Consider the following 19,049-nt stretch of genomic DNA (forward strand, 5'->3'; position numbering starts at 1 on the left):
TGGGTGAGGTACTACGGGGGCTTTCTGGCGCCTAAGGTCGGCCCCCTCCCCACCCCCCCCCCCGCGGGGGGGGGGGGGGGGGGCCCCCCCCCGGGGGGCCCCCCCCCACCGCCCCCGCCCCTGCCACGATGAGGACATGATCCGACTCCTCCGTGCGCCGCTCCGGCCGGTGACGTACACGCGCTGGCTGCACTTGTGCGTTCCGCTGCTGCTCCTCGCGCTGTGGATGTTCATCAATCCCGGTCGCCCGTGGGTGCCCCTGCTCATCGTCATACCGTTCGGCTTCGTGCCGTGGGTGCGGCTGGCCGAGGGGCTGCAGGCCCACTTCCTGCTGACCCCGGGGCGCCGGGACAGTGAGGAGAGCGGCATCTGCGCGGCCGCGTCCACCCGTTGGACGGACCGCTGGCGCACCGTGCTCTGGCTGGAGGTGCGGCTGGTCGTGAGCGGCGTCGCCATGTTCGCCACCGTCTGGCTCCCGGTCACGAGCGTGGAGCTCATCGCGACCGCCGTGGGCCGCCCCCCGCACTCCGACGTGGTCGTGCCCGTCACGCTGGCGCCCTGGGCCGCCGCTCTGCTCGCACCCCTGCCCCTGCTCGTGCTGATCGTGGCCGTGGTCCTGCTGGGCGACCTGATCACCGCGCTCGCGAAGCGGCTGCTGGGGCCTTCGGCGGCCGAACGGCTGACGGCGCTGGAGGCGCGGACGGAACAGCTGTTGGAGCGGACCAGGATCGCGCGCGAGCTGCACGATTCCATCGGGCACGCGCTGACCGTTGCGGTGGTCCAGGCCGGCGCGGCGCGGGCGGCCGGCGATCCGGAGTTCACCGACCGCGCCCTGCATGCGATCGAGGAGACGGGGCGGGCCGCGTTGGAGGATCTGGAGCGGGTGCTGCTCGTCCTGCGGGAGTCGGCGCAGCCGCCCTCGCAGCGGCCGACCCTGGCGGAGGCGGACCGGCTGCTGGAATCGGCCCGCGCATCAGGGTCCGCGGTGGACGCCCAGCTGAGCGGACCGCTGGCCGCGTTGCCCGGACCGGTCACCCGGGAGGGGTACCGGATCCTCCAGGAAGCGCTCACCAACGTGCTGCGGCACTGCGGCCCCGTCCCGGTGAGGGTACGGGTCGAGGCGACCGCCAACGGGCTGGACCTGGAAGTCACGAACCCGATGCCGGAACACCCCAAGATCACGGTGGGCGGGGGGAGCGGACTGCGCGGGATGCGCGAACGGGCCGCGCTGCTCGGCGGCGAGGCTGACACCGGCCCTCACGAGGGCAGTTGGAGAGTGCGCGCCCGGCTGCCGCTGGAACGAATACGCTGACCGGATGCCGGTTACCGTACTGCTCGTCGACGACGAACCCCTGGTGCGCGCGGGTCTGCGTGCCGTTCTGGAAGCGCAGTCCGACATCGAGGTGGTGGGTGAGGCCGCCGACGGGGCCTCCGTCATCCCCCTGGTGCGCCGGCTGCGACCGGACGTGGTCGCCATGGACGTCCGCATGCCGCTGCTCGACGGGATCGAGGCGACACGGGCGGTCCTCCGGTCGGTGGATTCGCCGCCCAAGATCCTCGTGGTCACCACCTTCGAGAACGACGAGTACGTCTACCAGGCGCTGCGGGCCGGTGCGGACGGGTTCCTCCTCAAGCGGGCCCGGCCCGCGGAGATCGTCCACGCGGTCCGGCTCGTGGCGGAGGGCGAGACGCTGCTCTTCCCGGCGGCGGTGCGCGCTCTGGCCGCCGAGTACGGCAACCGGCAGGCGCGAGCCGCGCTGCGGAAGGCGTCCCTGACCGAGCGGGAGGAGGCGGTGCTGCGGCTGATGGCACGCGGGCTGACCAACGTGGAAATCGGCAAGGAGCTCATCGTCGGCACGGAGACCGTGAAGTCACACGTCAGCGCGATCCTGGGGAAGCTGGGGGCGCGGGACCGGACCCAGGCGGTGATCACCGCCTACGAGTCCGGATTCGTTTCCCCGGCGTGAGGGGAGGGGCCGATTCCGGCGGATGGGGGGCTGCTCCTCGCCGCCGCGCCGAGCGGGCAGTACGATCCGGCTGACAGGGCCGCTAGCTGGGAGGACACACGTTGGGGCAGCTGACCGGCGGGGATCCTTCTCTGCTCAGACGGATCAATTCGGCCGTGGTGCTCCGGGCACTGCGCGCGGCCGAATCGCCGACACTCACCGACCTCACCCGGGTCACCGGGCTTTCCCGCCCGACGGTCGAGGGGGTCGTCGAGGGGCTGATGGGCACCGGGCTCGTGGTCGAGGCCGGGGCCGAGGAGGGCGCGCGACGCCAGGGACGGCCGGCGAGGCGCTTCCGCTTCCGGGCCGAGGCCGGGCACCTACTGGGCATAGAGATCGGCGCGCACCGGGTCGCGGTGCTGCTGTCCGGGCTGGACGGCCGCGTGATCGGAGCCGGGACGAAGGAGGTCGCCGAGAGCGCGTCGGCCGACGAGCGGCTGGAGAAGGTCAGGACGGCGGTGGCGGATCTGCTGCGCCGAGCCGGTGTGCCCCGGGATTCCCTGCGGGCGGTCGGCGTGGGAAGTCCCGGCATCGTGGAGGCGGACGGCACCGTCCGCCTCGGCACGGCCCTGCCGGGCTGGACGGGGCTGCCCCTCGGGGAGCGGCTGCGGCGCTCGTTCCGTTGCCCGGTACAGGTGGAGAACGACGCCAACGCGGCGGCGGTCGCCGAGCACTGGAAGGGCGCGGCGCGGGACACCGACGACATGGTGTTCGTGATGGCCGGGCTGAGCCCGGGCGCGGGCTCGCTGATCGGCGGCCGGCTGCACCGGGGATTCGGGGGCGCGGCGGGCGAGATCGGCGCACTGCACCTGCTGGGCCGCGAGGTGACGCCGGAGCGGCTGCTCTCCACGACGGGCGAGCCGCTGCATCCGCTGGACGAGCCGGCGGTCGCCGAGGTGTTCGCGATGGCCAAGCGGGGCGACGAGCGGGCGGTGGCCGCGGTGGAGCGGTTCCTCCAGCGGCTCGTGCACGACGTGGCGGCGCTGGTGCTGGCGATGGATCCGGAACTGGTGATCGTCGGCGGCTGGGCGGCGGGGCTGGACGGGGTGCTCGAACCGCTGCGGCGGGAGCTGGAGCGGTACTGCCTGCGCCCGCCGAAGGTGGCGCTGTCGCTGCTCGGTGAGGCCGCGGTGGCGACGGGCGCGCTGCGGCTGGCGCTGGACCACGTGGAGGAAGAACTGTTCGCGGTGGAGAAGACGGTCACCGCCCGCCGTTGACCCGACCTGCCCGGCCGCCCCTCGGACCGGCTGCCCGACGCGGGCGCCGGGCCCGGACGGGGCCCGGACCGGGCGCCGGCCGGCGGGGTGCGGCGCGGGCCCAGGAGGCGGCGAGGGCCCCGTATCCGGCGCGGGCCCAGTAACCGGCGCAGGTCAGGAGGCGGCGCGGGTTTCGGTGATCTCCATGCCCGCGTCGCCGAAGGTCAGGCGGCAGGTGTCGGCGCGGTACGTGGCCACGGAGACGGCGGCGGTGCCCTCGGTGGTGAAGTAGCGCGTGGTCACCAGCAGGACGGGGGCACCGGGCAGCCGGTCCAGTTCCTTGGCGTCGTCGGCGCGGGCGGAACCCAGCTCGACCGAGCGGTCCTGGCCGTCGAGGGCCAGCCGCTGGAGCTCCCGCAGTACGCCGCGCGCCCGCGCGGCTCCGGCGGGGGCGTCGATGGCGGAGAGCCCGGGCACGGACGCGGCGGGGACGTACAGCAGCTCGGCGGCGACGGCCTGGCCCTGGGTGACGCGGGTCCGGCGGACGGTGTGCACGGGCTGGTCGGCGGGGGTGCCGAGGAGCTTCAGGACCGCGGCGGCGGGGACGGCCTCGGTCACGTCCACGGTCTCCCAGCCATCGGCGCTCTCGCCGGGCCAGCTGTGTCCCGTACTGCCGACGGCGACGCCGACGCGCGGCGGGGCGACGGTGGTGCCGACGCCGCGGCGGCGCTGGAGGCGGCCTTCGAGTTCGAGCTGCTCCAGGGCCTGACGCAGGGTGGCGCGGGCGACGCCGAAGCGCGCGGCGAGCTCGCGCTCGTTCGGCAGTACCTCGCCGACGGCGAAGTCCTGGTCCAGCGCGTCGCTGAGCACGGTCTTGAGGTGCAAGTACTTCGGCTCCGGCACCGATTCGAGCTGCGTGGTCCCCACCCTGACTCCTCCTGCAATCGCCGCAAGCGCCGTGTCCGAGCGGCCGTTCCGCGCCGCAGTTCCGTGCAGTTCCGCGCCTTTGTTTATTAAAGGTTCCTGCACTATCCCCTGCGACGATAGGACGGCGCTCCCCCTTGGTCAAGACCAATCCTCGCCGCTTTGCCGGGCAGATCGGGCATATGTCGCAAGCCGTTCACAGGATGTTCTCGCTCACCGCCCCGGACGCGGGGGCGGCGGGAGGGTTGTGACCGAGGGCTACCGGACGGTAATCATGGGACCAGTCGTTACTGACAGCCTGTCTCACACGCGTCCCACCGACGAGGAGCAGCATGACCGCCACGGTCTCGTTCACGATCGATTCGCCGCTCGGCCCCCGCGCCACCACCGTCGCCTACGAGCGCACGGGCGCCGGCGAACCCCTCCTCCTGCTGCACGGCATCGGCCACCACCTCCAGGCCTGGCGGCCGGTCGGCGACGTGCTGGCCGCCGACCACGACGTCATCGCCGTGGACCTGCCCGGCTTCGGCGCCTCCGGCCCGCTGCCGGCCGGGGTCCCCTACGACCTGGCCACCATCGCCCCCGCCCTCGGCGCGCTGTGCGCCGCGCTCGGAGTGGAGCGCCCGCACGTGGCGGGCAACTCCCTCGGCGGACTGCTGGCCCTGGAGATGGGGCGGGTCGGCCTCGTCCGCTCGGTCACCGCCCTGTCCCCCGCCGGGTTCTGGTCGGGGGCGGAGCGGCGCTACGCCTTCGGCGCCCTGCGCGCCATGCGGGCCGGGGCACGGGCGCTGCCCCTCCCCGCCCTGGAGCGGCTCTCCGGCAGCGCGCTCGGCCGGGCCGCGCTCACGGGCACGATCTACGCCCGCCCGGCGCGCCGCTCCCCCGGGGCCGTGATCGCCGAGACCCTCGCCCTGCGGGAGGCCACCGGGTTCGAGGAGACCCTGGCCGCGGGCGGTTCCGTACGGTTCACCGACGACGTGCCGGGGATCCCGGTCACCATCGCGTGGGGCAGCCGCGACCGGCTGCTGCCGCCCCGCCAGGGCGTGCGCGCCAAGCGCACCGTGCCGGGGGCGCGGCTGGTGAAGCTGGCCGGTTGTGGTCACGTACCGATGAACGACGATCCGGCACTGGTGGCCCGCGTGATCCGCGACACCGCCCGGGCGGCCGCGGCCACCGGCCCCGCCCCCGCCGGCCCCGTGGCCACCGGCCCCGCCGCCGCCAACTCCCCCGCCGGAAGCGCCGACATGACCCGCTGACGGCTGTTCATCCGCGGTTCGCGTGGCAGACGCGGCCGGTCCGGTGTGCGGCGGCACACTGGTCCGGCCCGCCCCCGCCGGCCCCTGGAGACGCACCGATGGCACCGATGCCGCACACCCGACGGTCCCTGCTCGGCGGTTCGCTCGCCGTGCCGCTCGGCCTCGCCCTGTCCACGGCATTCGCCGCACCCGCCCTGGCGGCCGGCTCCGGGGCGCCGGCCTTCGTGCGTTCCGGCCGCCCGGCCGCCCTGTGGGGCGCCCAGACCGGCGAGATCACCGCCCACTCGGCGACCGTCTGGACGCGCTCCGACCGGCCCGCGCGGATGTACGTGGAGACCTCCCCGAGCGAGTCGTTCCGCTACGGCGTCCGCCGTCACGGCGGCCCCTTCCTCGGACCCGCCACCGATTTCACGGGCACCACCACCCTGCGCGACCTGCCGCCCGGGCGGCAGATCCACTACCGGGTCGTGCTCACCGACCCCGACGACCCGCGCCGCTCCGGGGAGCCGGTGCGCGGCACCTTCCGCACCACGCCCGTCTCGCGCGCCGGCGGCGTGCGCTTCCTGTGGTCCGGCGACCTCGCGGGCCAGGGCTGGGGCATCAATCCCGAGATCGGCGGCTACCGCGTCTTCGAGGAGATGCGCCAGCGCGACCCGGACTTCTTCCTCTTCAGCGGCGACACCATCTACGCCGACGGTCCGATCCAGGCCGCCGTCCCGCTGCCCGACGGGCGGATCTGGCACAACGTCACCACGGAGGAGAAGGCGAAGGTCGCCGAGACCCTCGCCGAGTTCCGCGGGAACTTCCGCTACAACCTCCTCGACCGCAACCTGCGCGAGTTCTACGCCCAGGTCCCCGTCCTCGCCCAGTGGGACGACCACGAGGTGCGCAACAACTGGTACCCGGGCCAGCTGATCGACGACCCGCGCTACACCGTCAAGGACGTCGACACCCTGGCCGCCCGGGCCCGCCGGGCCTTCGGCGAGTACTTCGCGGTCACCGACCTGCGCGGCGGGCGCGCCGAGGGGCGGATGTACCGGGTGGTGCGGCACGGGCCGCTGCTGGACGTGTTCGTGCTGGACATGCGCACCTACCGGGACGCCAACTCGCCCGGCCGCCAGAGCGACGACCCGGTCGGCATCCTGGGCGCCGAGCAACTGGCCTGGCTGAAGCGCGAGCTCGTCCGCTCCCGGGCCACCTGGAAGGTGATCGCCGCCGACATGCCGCTGGGCATCGTCGTGCCCGACGGGGCGGTGGACTTCGAGGCCGTCGCGCAGGGCGATCCGGGGGCCCCGCTGGGCCGGGAGCTCCAGATCGCCGACCTCTTGCGGCACATCAAGCACCAGCACGTCACGGGCACCCTCTGGCTCACCGCCGACGTGCACTACACCGCCGCCAACCACTACGCGCCCGAGCGCGCGGCCTTCGGCGACTTCGCGCCCTTCTGGGAGTTCGTGTCCGGTCCCGTCGGCGCGGGCGGGTTCCCGGCGGGGCGGCTCGACGCGACCTTCGGACCGCGGACGGCGTACGCGCAGTCGGCGCCCGTCGCCAACATGTCCCCGGCGGAGAACCCCCCGTACTACGGCGAGGTGGAGATCGACGGCGGCAGCGGGGAACTCACCGTGCGGCTGCGCCGCCAGGGCGGCGGCGTACTCTTCACCCAGGTGCTCCAGCCGGGTCGCGTGGGACAGGCGTGAGGCGCGTGCCCACTGAGGCCAGGATGTCCCCGCCGGACAACGCGCCGGAAATCCCGCCGAAAACTGGAAGAAACCGGCCAGATCGACACTTAACCAGTCGGTCACAGAGCGTTCGTGATCGCGCAACACCCCTGAGCCACAGTGGTCGGCATGACTGACCGTACCCCCGCCTCCGCCGCCATCCGTCCGCACCGTCACCACTGGCGCCGCGACCTCGTCGAACTCGCCGCCCTGTTCTGCGCCGTGGCCGTCGCCGACGGCATCGCGAACCTCGTCGCGCACGGCCCCGAAGGCCCCGTCCTGCTGGTGGCCTCGGCCGTGGCACTGCTGATCACGGCGGGCTTCCACACCTGGTGGGCCCGCAGGCACAGCCATGCGCCGCCGCCGGCGGACCCGGCCCCCTCCGATCCCGCGCCGCGCCCGGGCGCGGGAACGGGCACGGGAACGGGCGCGGTGGCCCCGGCCGTCACCAGCGCCACCCTCTGGCGGATGCGGACGACCGTGCGCGACCAGCCGGGCAGCCTGGCCGCGCTCTGCACCGCGCTCGCCGGGAACGGGGTGGACATCCTGAACCTGCAGACGCACCCGCTCCCCGAGGGCGGCACCGTCGACGAGTTCCTGCTGCGCGCCCCCCAGGAACTGCCCTCCGGCGACCTGACCCGCGCCGTGGCGCGGGCCGGCGGCCACAGCACCTGGATCGAACGCGCCGACGCCCACGACCTGGTGGACACCCCCACCCGACTCCTCGGCCTGGCCACCCGGACCGCACTGGACGCGGCCGAACTCCCCCTGGCCCTGCGCCAGCTCCTGGGCCGCTGCACCATCCACTCGATCCCCGCGACCACCCTCTCCGGCCGCCCCAACGCGGGCGCCGACGCCCCCGTCGAGGGGCTCCTGGAGTCGACGTCGATGCGGCTGCGCGACCCCTCGGGCGGCGCCATCACCATCGAGCGGCCCCACCTCCCCTTCACCCCGACCGAGTTCGCCCGCGCCCGGGCCCTGGTCGAGCTCGACGCCCGCCTCGGTCCCCGCGTCCCGCGCAGCCAGGACGTCCTGACGCTGCCCGAGGGCAACGAGATCACCGTGCGCCGCGCCGACGGCGACGACGTCCCGGCCGCCCGCGCCATGCACGACCGGTGCAGCGAGCGCACCCTCGGCCTGCGCTACCACGGCCCCGTCGCCGACGCCGACCGCTACCTGGGCCACCTGTTGAGCCCCCGCTTCGGCCGCACCCTCGCCGCCACCACCGCCTCCGGCAAGCTCGTCGCCCTCGGCCACCTGCTGTGGGACGGCGACGAGACCGAGGTGGCCCTGCTCATCGAGGACGACTGGCAGCGCCGCGGCATCGGTTCGGAACTGCTGCGCCGCCTCGTGGCGATGGCCGTCGAGGCCGGCTGCGACAGCGTGTACGCCGTGACCCAGGCCTCCAACACCGGCATGGTCGCCGCGATGCGCGGCCTGGGCCTGCCCCTCGACTACCAGATCGAGGAGGGCACCCTGGTCATCACGGCCCGGCTCGACGCGACCCCCGTCCCCTCGCAGCTGCCCTACGAGCTCCCGCGCGCGCAGGCCCCGTACGAGCGGCGCGAGCAGCGCTGACCGCTCGCGCACCGCTGGCGCACCGCTCGCGCACCGCTCGCGGACCGCGCCCGGCCGGCCCCGCGCCGCCCGGGAACCACGAACGTTGCGCGGCGGCGCGCGGGGGTCCGACAGGAGACCGGGGCCGAACGGTGATGACGTGGGGCCCCATCCGTACGAAGATGGCCGCATGTCAGAGACCCTCCACAGTGACAGCGCAGCACGTCTGCCCCGTCAGGTCGCCGACGCCTACGTCGACGACCTCATCGCCATCGACCCGATCACGGGCACGTACCTCGGCATCGCCGCCAGTTCCGGCCTGCTGCCGGACTTCTCCCCCGCCGGCCGCGCGGCCGCCGCCGGCCTCTCGCGCGCCACCCTCGCCCGGCTGGACGCCGCCGAGCGGCTGCCCGGCGCCGACAGCGACGCCGAACGCCGGTGCGGCCGCCTCCTGCGCGAGCGGCTGAACGCCGAACTCGCCGTATACGAAGCCGACGAGGACCTCCGCGCGGTCAGCAACATCCACTCCCCCGCGCACTCCGTCCGCGAGGTCTTCACCCTGACCCCGGCCGACACCGACGAGGACTGGGCCGCGATCGCCGAACGGCTGCGCGCCGTACCGGCCGCGTACGCGGGCTACCGCGAGAGCCTCGCCCTCGGTCTGGAGCGCGGGCTGCACGGCAGCCCCCGGCCCACCGCCACCTTCGTCGCCCAGCTGACCACCTGGGCGGGCCAGGACGAGGGCGGCGACCGGGACTTCTTCGGAGCGTTCGCCGCCGGCGGTCCCGACTCCCTGCGCACGGAGCTGGACGGCGCCGCCGCGGCGGCCACCGCCGCCGTGGTCGCACTGCGCGACTGGATGCGGGACGTGTACGCCCCGGCCGTCGCGGACGCGCCGGACCCGGTGGGCCGCGAGCGCTACGCCCGCTGGTCGCGCTACTTCAACGGCACCGACCTGGACCTGGACGAGGCGTACGCCTACGGCTGGTCGGAGTACCACCGGCTGCTCGCGGAGATGAAGGCCGAGGCGGCGAAGATCCTGCCCGGCGACCCCGACCCGTGGGACGCGCTGCGGCACCTGGACGCGCACGGCACCCACATCGACGGCGTCGACGAGGTCCGCGACTGGCTCCAGGGCCTGATGGACGAGGCCATCGAGAACCTCGACGGCACCCACTTCGAACTCGCCGAGCGGGTCAAGCGCGTCGAGTCCATGATCGCCCCGCCCGGCGGCGCGGCGGCGCCGTACTACACCAACCCGTCGGAGGACTTCTCCCGGCCGGGCCGCACCTGGCTGCCGACGATGGGCCAGACCCGCTTCCCCGTGTACGACCTGGTCTCCACCTGGTACCACGAGGGCGTTCCGGGCCACCACCTCCAGCTGGCGCAGTGGACGCACGTCGCGGACCAGCTCTCGCGCTACCAGGCGAGCGTCGGCCTGGTCAGCGCCAACGCCGAGGGCTGGGCCCTGTACGCGGAGCGGTTGATGGACGAGCTCGGCTACCTCAAGGACGCCGAGCAGCGCCTGGGTTACCTGGACTGCCAGATGATGCGCGCGGCCCGGGTGATCGTGGACATCGGCATGCACCTGGGGCTGGACATCCCGGCGGACTCGCCGTTCCACCCGGGCGAGCGCTGGACGGTCGCCCTGGCCCAGGAGTTCTTCGGTCTGCACAGCGGCCGGCCCGCGGAGTTCATCGAGAGCGAGCTGACCCGGTACCTGTCGATGCCGGGTCAGGCGATCGGCTACAAGCTGGGCGAGCGCGCCTGGCTGCTGGGCCGGGACAACGCCCGTGCCGCGCGCGGCGAGTCCTTCGACCTGAAGGCCTGGCACATGGCGGCCCTGTCGCAGGGCTCGCTCGGCCTGGACGACCTGGTGGACGAGCTCTCCAAGCTCTGACCCCGGACGGGGGGCCCCCCCCCCCCCGGGGGGGGGGCCCCGGCCGCGGCCCCGGGGGGGGGGGCCGCCCCCGCGGGCGGGGGGGGGCGGGGCGGGGTGGGGGGGGGGGCCCGCGGGCCCCCCCCGGGGGGGGCCGCGGGGGGGGGGGCCCGCGGCGGCCCCCCCGGGGGGCCCCCCCCCCCCCCCCCCCCCCCCCGGCGGGCCCCCCCCCCCCCGGGGGGGGGGCCCCCCCCCCCCGCGGCCGCGGGGCGGTTCAGCAGCCGCAGTCGTCGGAGTCGGTCGGGGCGGTGAGCGGGTCGGCTCCGGCGCGCCGCTCCGTGCCCTGCCAGGTTTCGACCTCGAAGCCCTCACGGATCCAGTACTCGATGCCGCCGAGCATCTCCTTGACCCGGAAGCCGAGTTCGGCCAGGGCGAGCGCGGCCCGGGCGCCTCCGTTGCAGCCGGGCCCCCAGCAGTAGGTCACCACCGGCAGGTCCTTGTCGAGGAGCCGCTCGGCCTGTGCGGGGATCAGCGCGGTGGGCAGGTGGACCGCGCCGGGCACGTGGGCCTGGTCCCAGGAGGGGGTGGAGCGGGAGTCGAGCAGCTGGAAGCCGAGTTCGGCGCCCCGCTCGCGGTGGGCCGCGAAGGCCGCGGCGACGTCGGAGACGTCCGCGTGGAAGGCCAGGTTCGCGGCGAAGTACGCGGCCGCGGCGGCCGGGCTCGCCGGCGGGACGCGGAGCACGGGGTTGGCGGCGGCGCCGGGGTTGCCTGCGGCGCCGGGGGTGGCAGCGACGCCGGGGGTGGCGGTGATTTCGGTGACCTGCGGGTTCGTCGTCATGGCTGAAAATCTACGAACCCTTGATCCATTCATGAAGGGAACTTCCACGGCCTTCGCCTTGTTCCACCGGGGATTCCCCTGCTAGACCTGGGCCATGACCGACTATTCCCCCGACGCCACCGACTGGCGCATCCTCGCCGCCCTCCAGCAGGACGGCCGGGCCAGCTTCACCGAGCTGGCGCGCACCGTCTCCATGTCCGCGAGCGCGGTCACCGAGCGGGTCCGCCGCCTGGAGGAGGCCGGGATCATCACCGGCTACACGGCGGTGGTCGACGCCGAGAAGCTCGGCAAGGCCATCCTCGCCCTGGTGCGGCTGCGCTATCCGCACGGCAACTACAAGCCGTTCCACGACTTCCTGGACGCCACCCCCGACATCCTGGAGGCCCACCACGTCACGGGGGACGACTGTTTCGTCCTCAAGGTGGCGGCCCGCTCCATGGCGCACCTTGAGGAGATCACCGGCCGGATCTCGGGCCTGGGACCCGTCACCACCAGCGTCGTCTACTCGTCCCCGCTCGCCCGGCGTCCGATCAGTCCGTGACCCCCGCCGTACGGTGGCGCACGACCGAGCCGCCGCGCTGCTTGACGATCTCCAGCTGCGCCTGGACCCGGGTGCGCAGGTCGCCGACGTGGCTGACGATGCCGACGCTGCGGTCGCGTTCGCGCAGCGAGTCGAGGACGTCGAGCACCTCGTCCAGCGCCTGGTCGTCGAGGCTGCCGAAGCCCTCGTCGATGAACAGGGTGTCCAGGCGCATGCCGCCCGCCTCGTCGGTGACGACGTCGGCCAGGCCCAGCGCCAGGGCGAGGGAGGCGAAGAAGGTCTCGCCTCCCGACAGGGTGGCGGTGTCCCGCTCGCTGCCGGTCCAGGCGTCCAGGACGTGCAGCCCCAGACCGGAGCGCCCTCGTCCGCTCGCGCGGGCGTCGGAGTGGACGAGGGTGTAGCGGCCGCCCGACATGCGCAGCAGCCGGACCGTCGCGGCCGCGGCGACCTGCTCCAGCCGCGCGGCCAGCACGTAAGCCTCCAGCCGCATCTTGCGCTCGTTGTCGGCGGAGGTGCCCGCGGTGAGCCCCGCGAGGCGGGCCACCCGTTCGTACGCCTCGCGCAGCGGGCCCAGCGCACGCAGCTCCTGGCCGGCCAGGCGGGAGAGCCGGTCCAGCTCGGCGCAGCGCACGCGGGCGGCGTCGACGGCCGATCCCGCGGAGCGCAGCCGGGTGGCGGTACGTTCCTCCGCGGCCCCGGCGCCGTCCGGATCGGCCGGGGGCAGGGCGGCGGCCGCGGCGGTGTCCCGCTCGGCGCGGCGGTCGGCGAGCATCGCCTCCTCGGCCTGCCAGGCGTCGCCGCGGTGCTGGAGGGCGGTGCGTTCGTACTCGGGCAGCACGGCGTCGGCGGCCGCCTCGACCGTCTCGAACCCGGCCTTGAAGGCGGCGTCGGCCAGCTGGTCGTCGGCCTCCTTCAGCCGCGCGGCGGTGACCTCGGCCCGGCGCAGCGCGTTCGCGGCGCCGGTGACCATCCGGATCCGGTCCTCCAGGGTGCGGGCGCGGGCGGCCACGCTGGGCGAGTCGCCCCGTACGAGGACCAGCTCGGCTTCGAGGGAGGCCTGCTCCCGGTCCAGGGCCTCGCGCCGGGAGGCGCGGGCGGCGGCCCGGCGTTCGGAGTCGAGCCGGTCGGAGCTGCGCGCGTCGTGCTCCCGTCCGGCGCGGGCGAGGCGCTCGCGGGCGGTGTGCAGCGCGGCGGCGTCCGCGTGGGCGGCGGCGTGCCGGGCGCTCAGGTCGGCGGTGAGGTCGAGGAGCGCGGCGGTGGTGGCCTCCCCGGCGGCGGACGCGGCTTCGGCCTCGGCCTCGCCCAGGGCGGCGAGGCGGCGCTCGACGGCGGCCCTGCGCTCCTCGGCCTCCTCGGAGCGGGCGTGGGCGGCGTCCTCGGCGGCCCGGTCGACGTGCCCGGCGGCGGGGCGGGCCGGTTCCGGGTGCTCGGCGGACCCGCACACCGCGCAGGGCTGCCCGGCGGTGAGGGCGGCGGCCAGTTCGGCGGCGATGCCGCGCAGCCGGGCCTCCTTCAGTTCCAGCCAGCGCTCCCGGGCGGCGTACGACTCCTCGCGCAGGCCGGCCAGCTCGGCGCGGGCGCCCTCGGCGTCGGCGGCCAGGCCGTCGCGCCGACGGGCGGCGGTGAGCTGCATGCGGGCGGGCTCCAGGCGTCCCGCGAGCTGCTCGGCCAGCGTGGCGGCCTGCTGCGCGGCGTCGACCCGGTCCTGGAGGGCGGCCCGGGTGGCGTCCCAGCGGGCGAGCCACTCGGCGGACTCCTGGTGCTGCTCCTCGGCGTCCCGGGACTCCCGCTCCAGGGTGGCCCGCTCACGGCCGATCTCGGCACTGCGCTGTTCCGCGCGCTGGGCGGCCCCGACGGCGCCGAGGTCCTCCCGCAGCCGCTGCTCGACGGCGGCGAGCTGGTCGGTGCCCGCTCCGGCCAGGGGCGGCGGGAGTTCGGCCCGGGCCAGGGTCTCGGCGTGCGCGGCGGTGAGGTGGGCGGCGGCCGCGGCCCCGCGCAGTTCCAGGGCGGGGGCCACGAGGGCGCCCCGGCGGGCCCGGTCCAGGAGGCCCCGTACCCGCTCGCGCTCGGGGGCCGCCGCCTCCAGCAGGGCGGCCCGGCGGGCGGTTTCGGCGTGGCGGCGCTGGAGCCGGTCCAGTTCCCGGGCGTCCTCGGCGGCGCGCCGGGCCGCGTGGTGGTGTCCCTCGGCGGCGGCGAGCGCGTACTCGGCGACGGTGAGCCGCTCCCGGGCGGAGCAGCGGGCGACGGCCGCCCAGGCCCGGACGGCCTCCGCGAGGCCGGGGTCGCCCGGCTGGTGCGCGGGCAGCGGCCAGGCCCGCAGGTCGGCGCTGTCCCCGGCGGCCTGGGCGAGCCGCTGGGCGGCGGCGAGCACCTTCTCGTCGCCGGTCCGCACCTTGGCCTCGGCGGCCCGGCGGCGCTCGGCGAGGAGGGTTTCGACGGCGGCGAAGCGGCGGGTGTCGAAGAGCCGCCCGAGGAGTCGGCCGCGCGCTTCGGCCCCGGCCCGCAGGAACTGGGCGAACTCCCCCTGCGGGAGCAGCACCACCTGGCAGAACTGCTCCCGGCTCATGCCGAGGAGCTGCTCGATCTCCTCACCGATCTCCTGGTGGGAGCGGCTGAGGGAGTTCCAGCCGGCGCCGGTGTGCTCGCGCAGCCGGCTCTGGGCCTTGTCCTTGGTGGTGCCGGCGCCGCGCTTCTTGGGGCGGTCCTGTTCGGGGCGCCGGGTGATCTCCAGGCGGCGGCCGCCCGCGGTGAGTTCGAGGGTGACCTCGGTGGGGGTGCCCGGGGCCGCGTGGTCGCTGCGCAGGGTGGTGCCGGGGGCCTGGCGGGAGCCGGGCACGGATCCGTAGAGGGCGTAGCAGACGGCGTCGAGGACGGAGGTCTTGCCCGCGCCGGTGGGGCCGTGCAGCAGGAAGATCCCGGCGCCGGACAGGACGTCGAAGTCGATCCGCTGGGGTTCGGCGAAGGGTCCGAAGGCCGTGACTTCCAGCCGGTGCAGCCTCATCGCAGGTCTCCCCGTCCCCCGGAGGCGGGTTGGGCGCCCGGGCCGTGTTCCCCGCCCGGGGCGTGTTCCTCGCGGGCGGCCTGGACGCGGACCTCGGCGAAGGCCCCGCGCAGGACGTCCCGTTCCGCCTCGTCGGCGCTGCCGCCGCCGCGCACGTGGGCGACGAAGTCCTCGGCGATCTCCTGGTCGCTGCGGCCCTTGAGGCGCTGGGCGTAGGAGGCCGCGGCGTCCTCCTCGCGGCCCTCGGGGTCGAAGGCGAGGCTGAGGGTGTGCGGGAAGCGGGCGGTGAGCCGGGCCATCGGGTCCTCGGGGCGGACCGGGTCGGTGAGCGTGGCTTCGATCCAGCTGTCCTCGCGGCCGTCCAGGGCGGGATCGTCGAGGAGCTGCGCGAGGCGGCCGCGCAGCCGGGCGAGCGGGCGCGGGACGGGGGTGTCGAGGCGCTCGGCGGTGATCTCCCCGGCCGGGCCCAGGTCGACCAGCCACATGGTCTTGCGGTGGTCGGCCTCGGAGAAGGAGTAGGCGAGCGGGGAACCGGAGTAGCGGACCCGTTCGCCCACCGTCTGGCAGCCGTGCAGGTGGCCGAGGGCCACGTAGTCGACCCCGTCGAAGACCTCCGCGGATACGGACTCGACCCCGCCGACGGCGATGTCGCGCTCGCTGTCGCTGGCCTGCCCGCCGGTGACGAAGGCGTGTGCGAGGACCACGGAGCGGGTGCCGGGCGCCCGGCCCGCCAGGTCGGCCCGGATCCGGTCCATGGCCGCGCCCAGCACCGCCTCGTGGCTGACTCCGGCCGCTCCGAACTCGTCCTTGACGAGCGCCGGTTCCAGGTACGGCAGCCCGTACAGGGCCACGTCGCCGTGTACGTCGGCCAGCACCACGGGATCGGCGCAGCCCGCGGGGTCCGTCCTGAGGTGGATGCCGGCCCGCCCGATCAGCCCGGCGCCGACACCGAGGCGGCGGGCCGAGTCGTGGTTCCCGGAGATCATCACCGTCGGCACGCCGAGGTCGGCGAGGCGGTGCAGGGCCCTGTCGTACAGCTCGACGGCGGGCAGCGGGGGCACGGCCCGGTCGTACACGTCCCCGGCGACGAGGACGGCGTCGACCGCGTGCTCCCGGACGGCGGCGACGAGGTGGTCGACGAAGGCGGCCTGGGCGCCGAGCAGGTTGACGCGGTGGAAGGACCGGCCCAGGTGCCAGTCGGAGGTGTGCAGGAACTTCACTCGACCGCTCCGACCCGCACGCCAGCTCTCCTCGTGTCCGCGCGCCGGCCGGCCGCTCGCCGCCCGGTCCCGCACGCTCTCGTCCCGCACCCGCCCGTCGCTGCGGCGCCGGGGATCCGCCGCCCGCGGGCGTGCGGCCGCCCGGCTGCGCGGCGACCCTCCAGGCTAACCCGTCCCCGCCCCGCTCCCCCGCCCCCCGCGGCTCATCCTTCGGAGTAGGCCTCTCCGCCGAGCTCGAAGCCCGCGGTTCCGGCGGTGACGTCGGCGAGCCAGGCCCGGAAGGCCTCCACCTCCGCCTCCGGGAGCCCGATCTCCAGGGAGACGGCCTCGCCGTAGCGCACGTCGAGCACCGTCCGGCCGGTGGAGCGCAGGTCGTTCTGGGTCTTCCCGGCCCGCTGGTGGTCGACGGTGACGGTGGCCAGCCGGTAGCGGTGGCGGGTGACGGTGCCGAGGGCGTCGAGGGCCTCGCCGACGACCCCTCCGTAGGCCCGGATCAGCCCGCCGGCGCCCAGCTTCACCCCGCCGTAGTACCGGGTGACGACGGCCACCGCGTAGCGGATGTCGCGCCGGGTCAGCATCTGCAGCATGGGCACCCCGGCGGTTCCGCCGGGCTCCCCGTCGTCGCTGGCCTTCTGGACGGAGGCGTCGGCGCCGATCACGTAGGCGTAGCAGTGGTGCGAGGCGGCGGGGTGCTCCTTGCGGACGCGCGCGACGAACTCCTGCGCTTCCCGCTCGGTCGCCGCGGGCGCGAGCGAGCACAGGAACCGCGAGCGGTTGATCTCGGATTCGTGCGTCCCCTCACGGGCCACCGTCACGTACTGGTCTGCCTTCACCGCTCCAGCCTACGGGGAATCGGACACCTGTCCTTTTCGTTGGGGTGAGCAGACCAGAGCGGTCCGAGCAGCAGGAGGCGGCACACGTGTACGGCGACCAGGGCGACCCCGCGACCATCCGCAAGATCCTCACCGAACTCGGCGACACCTGGGCCGTGGTGGGGCTGTCCAACAACGAGGACCGGGCGGCCTACGGCGTGGCCCGGGTGCTGAAGGCGTACGGCAAGCGCGTCGTGCCCGTCCACCCCAAGGCGGAGACGGTGCACGGGGAGCCGGGGTACGCCTCGCTGGCGGCGGTTCCGTTCGAGGTGGACGTGGTGGACGTCTTCGTGAACAGCGCGCTGGCCGGCGCGGTGGCCGACGAGGCCGTGGCGGCGGGCGCCAAGGCCGTCTGGTTCCAGCTGGGCGTGGTCGACGAGGCCGCCTTCGCCCGGACCCGCGAAGCGGGGCTCGACATGGTCATGGACCGCTGCCCCGCCATCGAGATCCCCGCCCTGTAGCCGGCGTCAGGCGGTCGCGCCCGTGCCCCGGACCGGCGGGATCGATACCGCCATGGTCATGACCATCGCCGCCGGGCCCTCGTTCCGGTAGGCGTGCGGCACGTTCGCCTCGAAGGAGACGGCCCCGCCCACCGGAACGACGTACCGGTCGTCGGCGACCTCCAGCGTCAGCTCCCCGGCCGTCACGTGCAGCATTTCGAAGGTGCCCGCGGGGTGCGGGTCGGAGGCCGTGCCGTCGCCGGCCTCCAGCCGGTAGGTCCACATCTCCACCGGCCCCCGCCGGTCGTCGCCGAGCAGCATGCGCGCCTCGCTGCCCGCCCCGCTGGACCACATCCGTACCCCCTGCCCCGGCGCCACCACGCGCACCTGTGGGCCGCGTTCGTAGTCGAGCAGGGTGGTGATGCTCACCCCGAGGGCGTCCGCGAGCTTGACCGTGGTGCCCACGCTGGGGTTCGTACGGGCCTGCTCGATCTGGATGATCATGCCGCGGCTCACCCCCGCGCGGGCCGCCAGCGCGTCCAGGGTGAAGCCGCGCTCACCGCGCCACCGTTTGAGGTTCCGGGCGAGCGCCTGGGTGAGCTGTTCGAGATCCGACACCATTCCGTCCAATATTTTGGATGACACAGTTCAATAGACTGAACTAACCTGCGGTGTATTCGATGCTGCACTCCACCGTTCACCGAACTGTACTGCGAGGTCCTGCCATGACCGCCCTGTTCGCCCTGGCCACAGCCGTGCTGTGGGGCCTCGCCGATTTCGGCGGCGGGCTGCTGACCCGCCGGATACCGGCGCTGACGGTGGTCGTGGTCTCCCAGGTCGTCGCCGTCCTGGTCCTCGGGACGATCGTGATCGCCACCGGCGCCTGGCGGGAGACCGGGCCGCAGCTGTGGTTCGCGGTGGGTGCGGGGCTGGTGGGGCCGGCGGCCATGCTCGCCTTCTACAAGGCGCTCGCCCTCGGCCCGATGGGAGTGGTCTCCCCGCTCGGCTCGATCGGCGTCGTCGTACCGGTCGGGGCGGGGCTGGCCCTGGGCGAACGGCCCGGCGCGGGCCAGGTCGCGGGCATCGCGGTGGCCCTCGTCGGCATCGTCCTCGCCGGGGGCCCCGAACTGCGCGGAGCCCCCGTGCAGCGGCAGGCCGTCGTACTGACCCTGCTCGCGGCCTTCGGGTTCGGCGCGGTCATGGCCCTGATCGCACAGGCCTCCACCACCCTGACGGGCCTGTTCCTCGCGCTCTTCGTCCAGCGGGTCACCAACGTCGCCGTGGGCGGCGCCGCGCTGTGGGCGCAGGTCCGGCGCGGCACTCCGGCGCTGCCCGAGGGCACCGGCGCGCGCCTGCTGTGGAGCCTGCTGCCGGCCCTGGCCTTCGTCGGCCTGGCGGACGTCGCCGCGAACGGCACCTACTCCGTCGCCGCCCAGAACGGCCCGGTGACCGTGGCCGCCGTACTGTCCTCGCTCTACCCGGTGGTCACGGCGTTCGCCGCGTTCGCAGTGCTCAGGGAACGGCTGCGCGGGATCCAGGCGGCGGGTGCCGGACTGGCCCTCGCGGGCACGGTCCTGCTCGCGGCGGGCTGACCCCGCCGG

16 protein-coding genes are annotated in these 19,049 nt (G+C 75.0%); 10 read left to right on the forward strand and 6 right to left on the reverse strand.

The window, feature by feature from the left end; genetic code table 11:
* Positions 1-136 precede the first annotated feature (136 nt).
* The 3 genes from ACGFXC_RS24975 to ACGFXC_RS24985 all read left to right on the forward strand — a co-directional run bounded on the left by ACGFXC_RS24975 (position 137) and on the right by ACGFXC_RS24985 (position 3,223).
* Positions 137-1,312: a sensor histidine kinase gene (locus tag ACGFXC_RS24975; protein WP_393716268.1), complete on the forward strand. Its 1,176-nt coding sequence runs from the start codon at positions 137-139 to the stop codon at positions 1,310-1,312.
* A gap of 4 nt (positions 1,313-1,316) precedes the next feature.
* The gene (locus tag ACGFXC_RS24980; protein ID WP_393716270.1) at positions 1,317-1,967 is read left to right on the forward strand and encodes a response regulator; all 651 of its coding nucleotides are present in this window, start codon (positions 1,317-1,319) and stop codon (positions 1,965-1,967) included.
* Positions 1,968-2,068: 101 nt separating this feature from the next.
* Positions 2,069-3,223, forward strand: a complete 1,155-nt coding sequence (locus ACGFXC_RS24985; protein ID WP_393716272.1) for an ROK family transcriptional regulator — start codon at positions 2,069-2,071, stop codon at positions 3,221-3,223.
* A 153-nt stretch (positions 3,224-3,376) separates the two neighbouring features.
* Here ACGFXC_RS24985 and ACGFXC_RS24990 read toward each other — a convergent pair whose 3' ends face one another.
* A complete protein-coding gene (locus ACGFXC_RS24990) occupies positions 3,377-4,129 on the reverse strand; it encodes a GntR family transcriptional regulator (RefSeq protein ID WP_393716274.1) in 753 nt (250 codons plus the stop codon).
* A 329-nt stretch (positions 4,130-4,458) separates the two neighbouring features.
* On the opposite strand from ACGFXC_RS24990, the gene ACGFXC_RS24995 reads away from it, so the two are divergent.
* The 4 genes from ACGFXC_RS24995 (at position 4,459) to ACGFXC_RS25010 (ending at position 10,557) form a co-directional block, all read left to right on the forward strand.
* The gene (locus ACGFXC_RS24995) at positions 4,459-5,382 is read left to right on the forward strand and encodes an alpha/beta fold hydrolase (protein WP_393716276.1); all 924 of its coding nucleotides are present in this window, start codon (positions 4,459-4,461) and stop codon (positions 5,380-5,382) included.
* Positions 5,383-5,480: 98 nt separating this feature from the next.
* Positions 5,481-7,079, forward strand: a complete 1,599-nt coding sequence (locus ACGFXC_RS25000) for an alkaline phosphatase D family protein (protein ID WP_393716278.1) — start codon at positions 5,481-5,483, stop codon at positions 7,077-7,079.
* A gap of 150 nt (positions 7,080-7,229) precedes the next feature.
* On the forward strand, positions 7,230-8,678 hold the full coding sequence (locus ACGFXC_RS25005; protein ID WP_393716279.1) for a GNAT family N-acetyltransferase: 1,449 nt from the start codon (positions 7,230-7,232) through the stop codon (positions 8,676-8,678).
* 169 nt (positions 8,679-8,847) lie between these two features.
* Positions 8,848-10,557 carry a DUF885 domain-containing protein gene (locus tag ACGFXC_RS25010; protein WP_393716281.1) on the forward strand — a complete coding sequence of 570 codons (1,710 nt, stop codon included), beginning with the start codon at positions 8,848-8,850 and terminating at the stop codon, positions 10,555-10,557.
* Positions 10,558-10,810: 253 nt separating this feature from the next.
* Here ACGFXC_RS25010 and ACGFXC_RS25015 read toward each other — a convergent pair whose 3' ends face one another.
* The gene (locus tag ACGFXC_RS25015; protein ID WP_393716283.1) at positions 10,811-11,374 is read right to left on the reverse strand and encodes a rhodanese-like domain-containing protein; all 564 of its coding nucleotides are present in this window, start codon (positions 11,372-11,374) and stop codon (positions 10,811-10,813) included.
* A 94-nt stretch (positions 11,375-11,468) separates the two neighbouring features.
* On the opposite strand from ACGFXC_RS25015, the gene ACGFXC_RS25020 reads away from it, so the two are divergent.
* Positions 11,469-11,915, forward strand: coding sequence for an Lrp/AsnC family transcriptional regulator (locus ACGFXC_RS25020; protein ID WP_393716284.1), 447 nt, complete (start codon positions 11,469-11,471; stop codon positions 11,913-11,915).
* Here ACGFXC_RS25020 and ACGFXC_RS25025 read toward each other — a convergent pair.
* From ACGFXC_RS25025 to ACGFXC_RS25035, 3 genes are all read right to left on the reverse strand, one after another.
* Positions 11,905-14,916: an AAA family ATPase gene (locus ACGFXC_RS25025; RefSeq protein ID WP_393716286.1), complete on the reverse strand. Its 3,012-nt coding sequence runs from the start codon at positions 14,914-14,916 to the stop codon at positions 11,905-11,907. The genes ACGFXC_RS25020 and ACGFXC_RS25025 overlap by 11 nt on opposite strands.
* On the reverse strand, positions 14,913-16,136 hold the full coding sequence (locus ACGFXC_RS25030; protein WP_393716287.1) for an exonuclease SbcCD subunit D: 1,224 nt from the start codon (positions 16,134-16,136) through the stop codon (positions 14,913-14,915). The genes ACGFXC_RS25025 and ACGFXC_RS25030 overlap by 4 nt, the downstream gene beginning before the upstream one ends.
* Positions 16,137-16,339: 203 nt before the next feature.
* A complete protein-coding gene (locus tag ACGFXC_RS25035; RefSeq protein ID WP_393716289.1) occupies positions 16,340-16,969 on the reverse strand; it encodes a YigZ family protein in 630 nt (209 codons plus the stop codon).
* A gap of 86 nt (positions 16,970-17,055) precedes the next feature.
* Here ACGFXC_RS25035 and ACGFXC_RS25040 point away from each other — a divergent pair, with 86 nt between their 5' ends.
* Entirely contained in the window at positions 17,056-17,469 is a 414-nt protein-coding gene (locus ACGFXC_RS25040) for a CoA-binding protein (RefSeq protein WP_393716389.1), read from the forward strand.
* Positions 17,470-17,475: 6 nt separating this feature from the next.
* Here the strand turns inward: ACGFXC_RS25040 and ACGFXC_RS25045 are convergent, their stop codons facing one another.
* Positions 17,476-18,066 (reverse strand): helix-turn-helix domain-containing protein, encoded by a 591-nt coding sequence (locus tag ACGFXC_RS25045; RefSeq protein WP_393716391.1) that lies wholly within the window; start codon positions 18,064-18,066, stop codon positions 17,476-17,478.
* A 107-nt stretch (positions 18,067-18,173) separates the two neighbouring features.
* Here ACGFXC_RS25045 and ACGFXC_RS25050 point away from each other — a divergent pair, with 107 nt between their 5' ends.
* The gene (locus ACGFXC_RS25050) at positions 18,174-19,040 is read left to right on the forward strand and encodes an EamA family transporter (RefSeq protein WP_393716291.1); all 867 of its coding nucleotides are present in this window, start codon (positions 18,174-18,176) and stop codon (positions 19,038-19,040) included.
* Positions 19,041-19,049: the final 9 nt, after the last annotated feature.

Origin of the sequence: Streptomyces sp. NPDC048507 (genome assembly GCF_043199995.1) — a bacterium.
Lineage (GTDB): Bacteria > Actinomycetota > Actinomycetes > Streptomycetales > Streptomycetaceae > Streptomyces.

Excerpts from the sequence above, each read along its gene's own strand:
- ACGFXC_RS24975 (WP_393716268.1), top strand. The coding sequence starts at position 137 with ATGATCCGACTCCTCCGTGCGCCGCTCCGGCCGGTGACGTACACGCGC.
- ACGFXC_RS24980 (WP_393716270.1), top strand. The coding sequence starts at position 1,317 with ATGCCGGTTACCGTACTGCTCGTCGACGACGAACCCCTGGTGCGCGCG.
- ACGFXC_RS24995 (WP_393716276.1), top strand. The coding sequence starts at position 4,459 with ATGACCGCCACGGTCTCGTTCACGATCGATTCGCCGCTCGGCCCCCGC.
- ACGFXC_RS25000 (WP_393716278.1), top strand. The coding sequence starts at position 5,481 with ATGGCACCGATGCCGCACACCCGACGGTCCCTGCTCGGCGGTTCGCTC.
- ACGFXC_RS25005 (WP_393716279.1), top strand. The coding sequence starts at position 7,230 with ATGACTGACCGTACCCCCGCCTCCGCCGCCATCCGTCCGCACCGTCAC.
- ACGFXC_RS25010 (WP_393716281.1), top strand. The coding sequence starts at position 8,848 with ATGTCAGAGACCCTCCACAGTGACAGCGCAGCACGTCTGCCCCGTCAG.
- ACGFXC_RS25015 (WP_393716283.1), bottom strand. The coding sequence starts at position 11,374 with ATGACGACGAACCCGCAGGTCACCGAAATCACCGCCACCCCCGGCGTC.
- ACGFXC_RS25020 (WP_393716284.1), top strand. The coding sequence starts at position 11,469 with ATGACCGACTATTCCCCCGACGCCACCGACTGGCGCATCCTCGCCGCC.
- ACGFXC_RS25025 (WP_393716286.1), bottom strand. The coding sequence starts at position 14,916 with ATGAGGCTGCACCGGCTGGAAGTCACGGCCTTCGGACCCTTCGCCGAA.
- ACGFXC_RS25050 (WP_393716291.1), top strand. The coding sequence starts at position 18,174 with ATGACCGCCCTGTTCGCCCTGGCCACAGCCGTGCTGTGGGGCCTCGCC.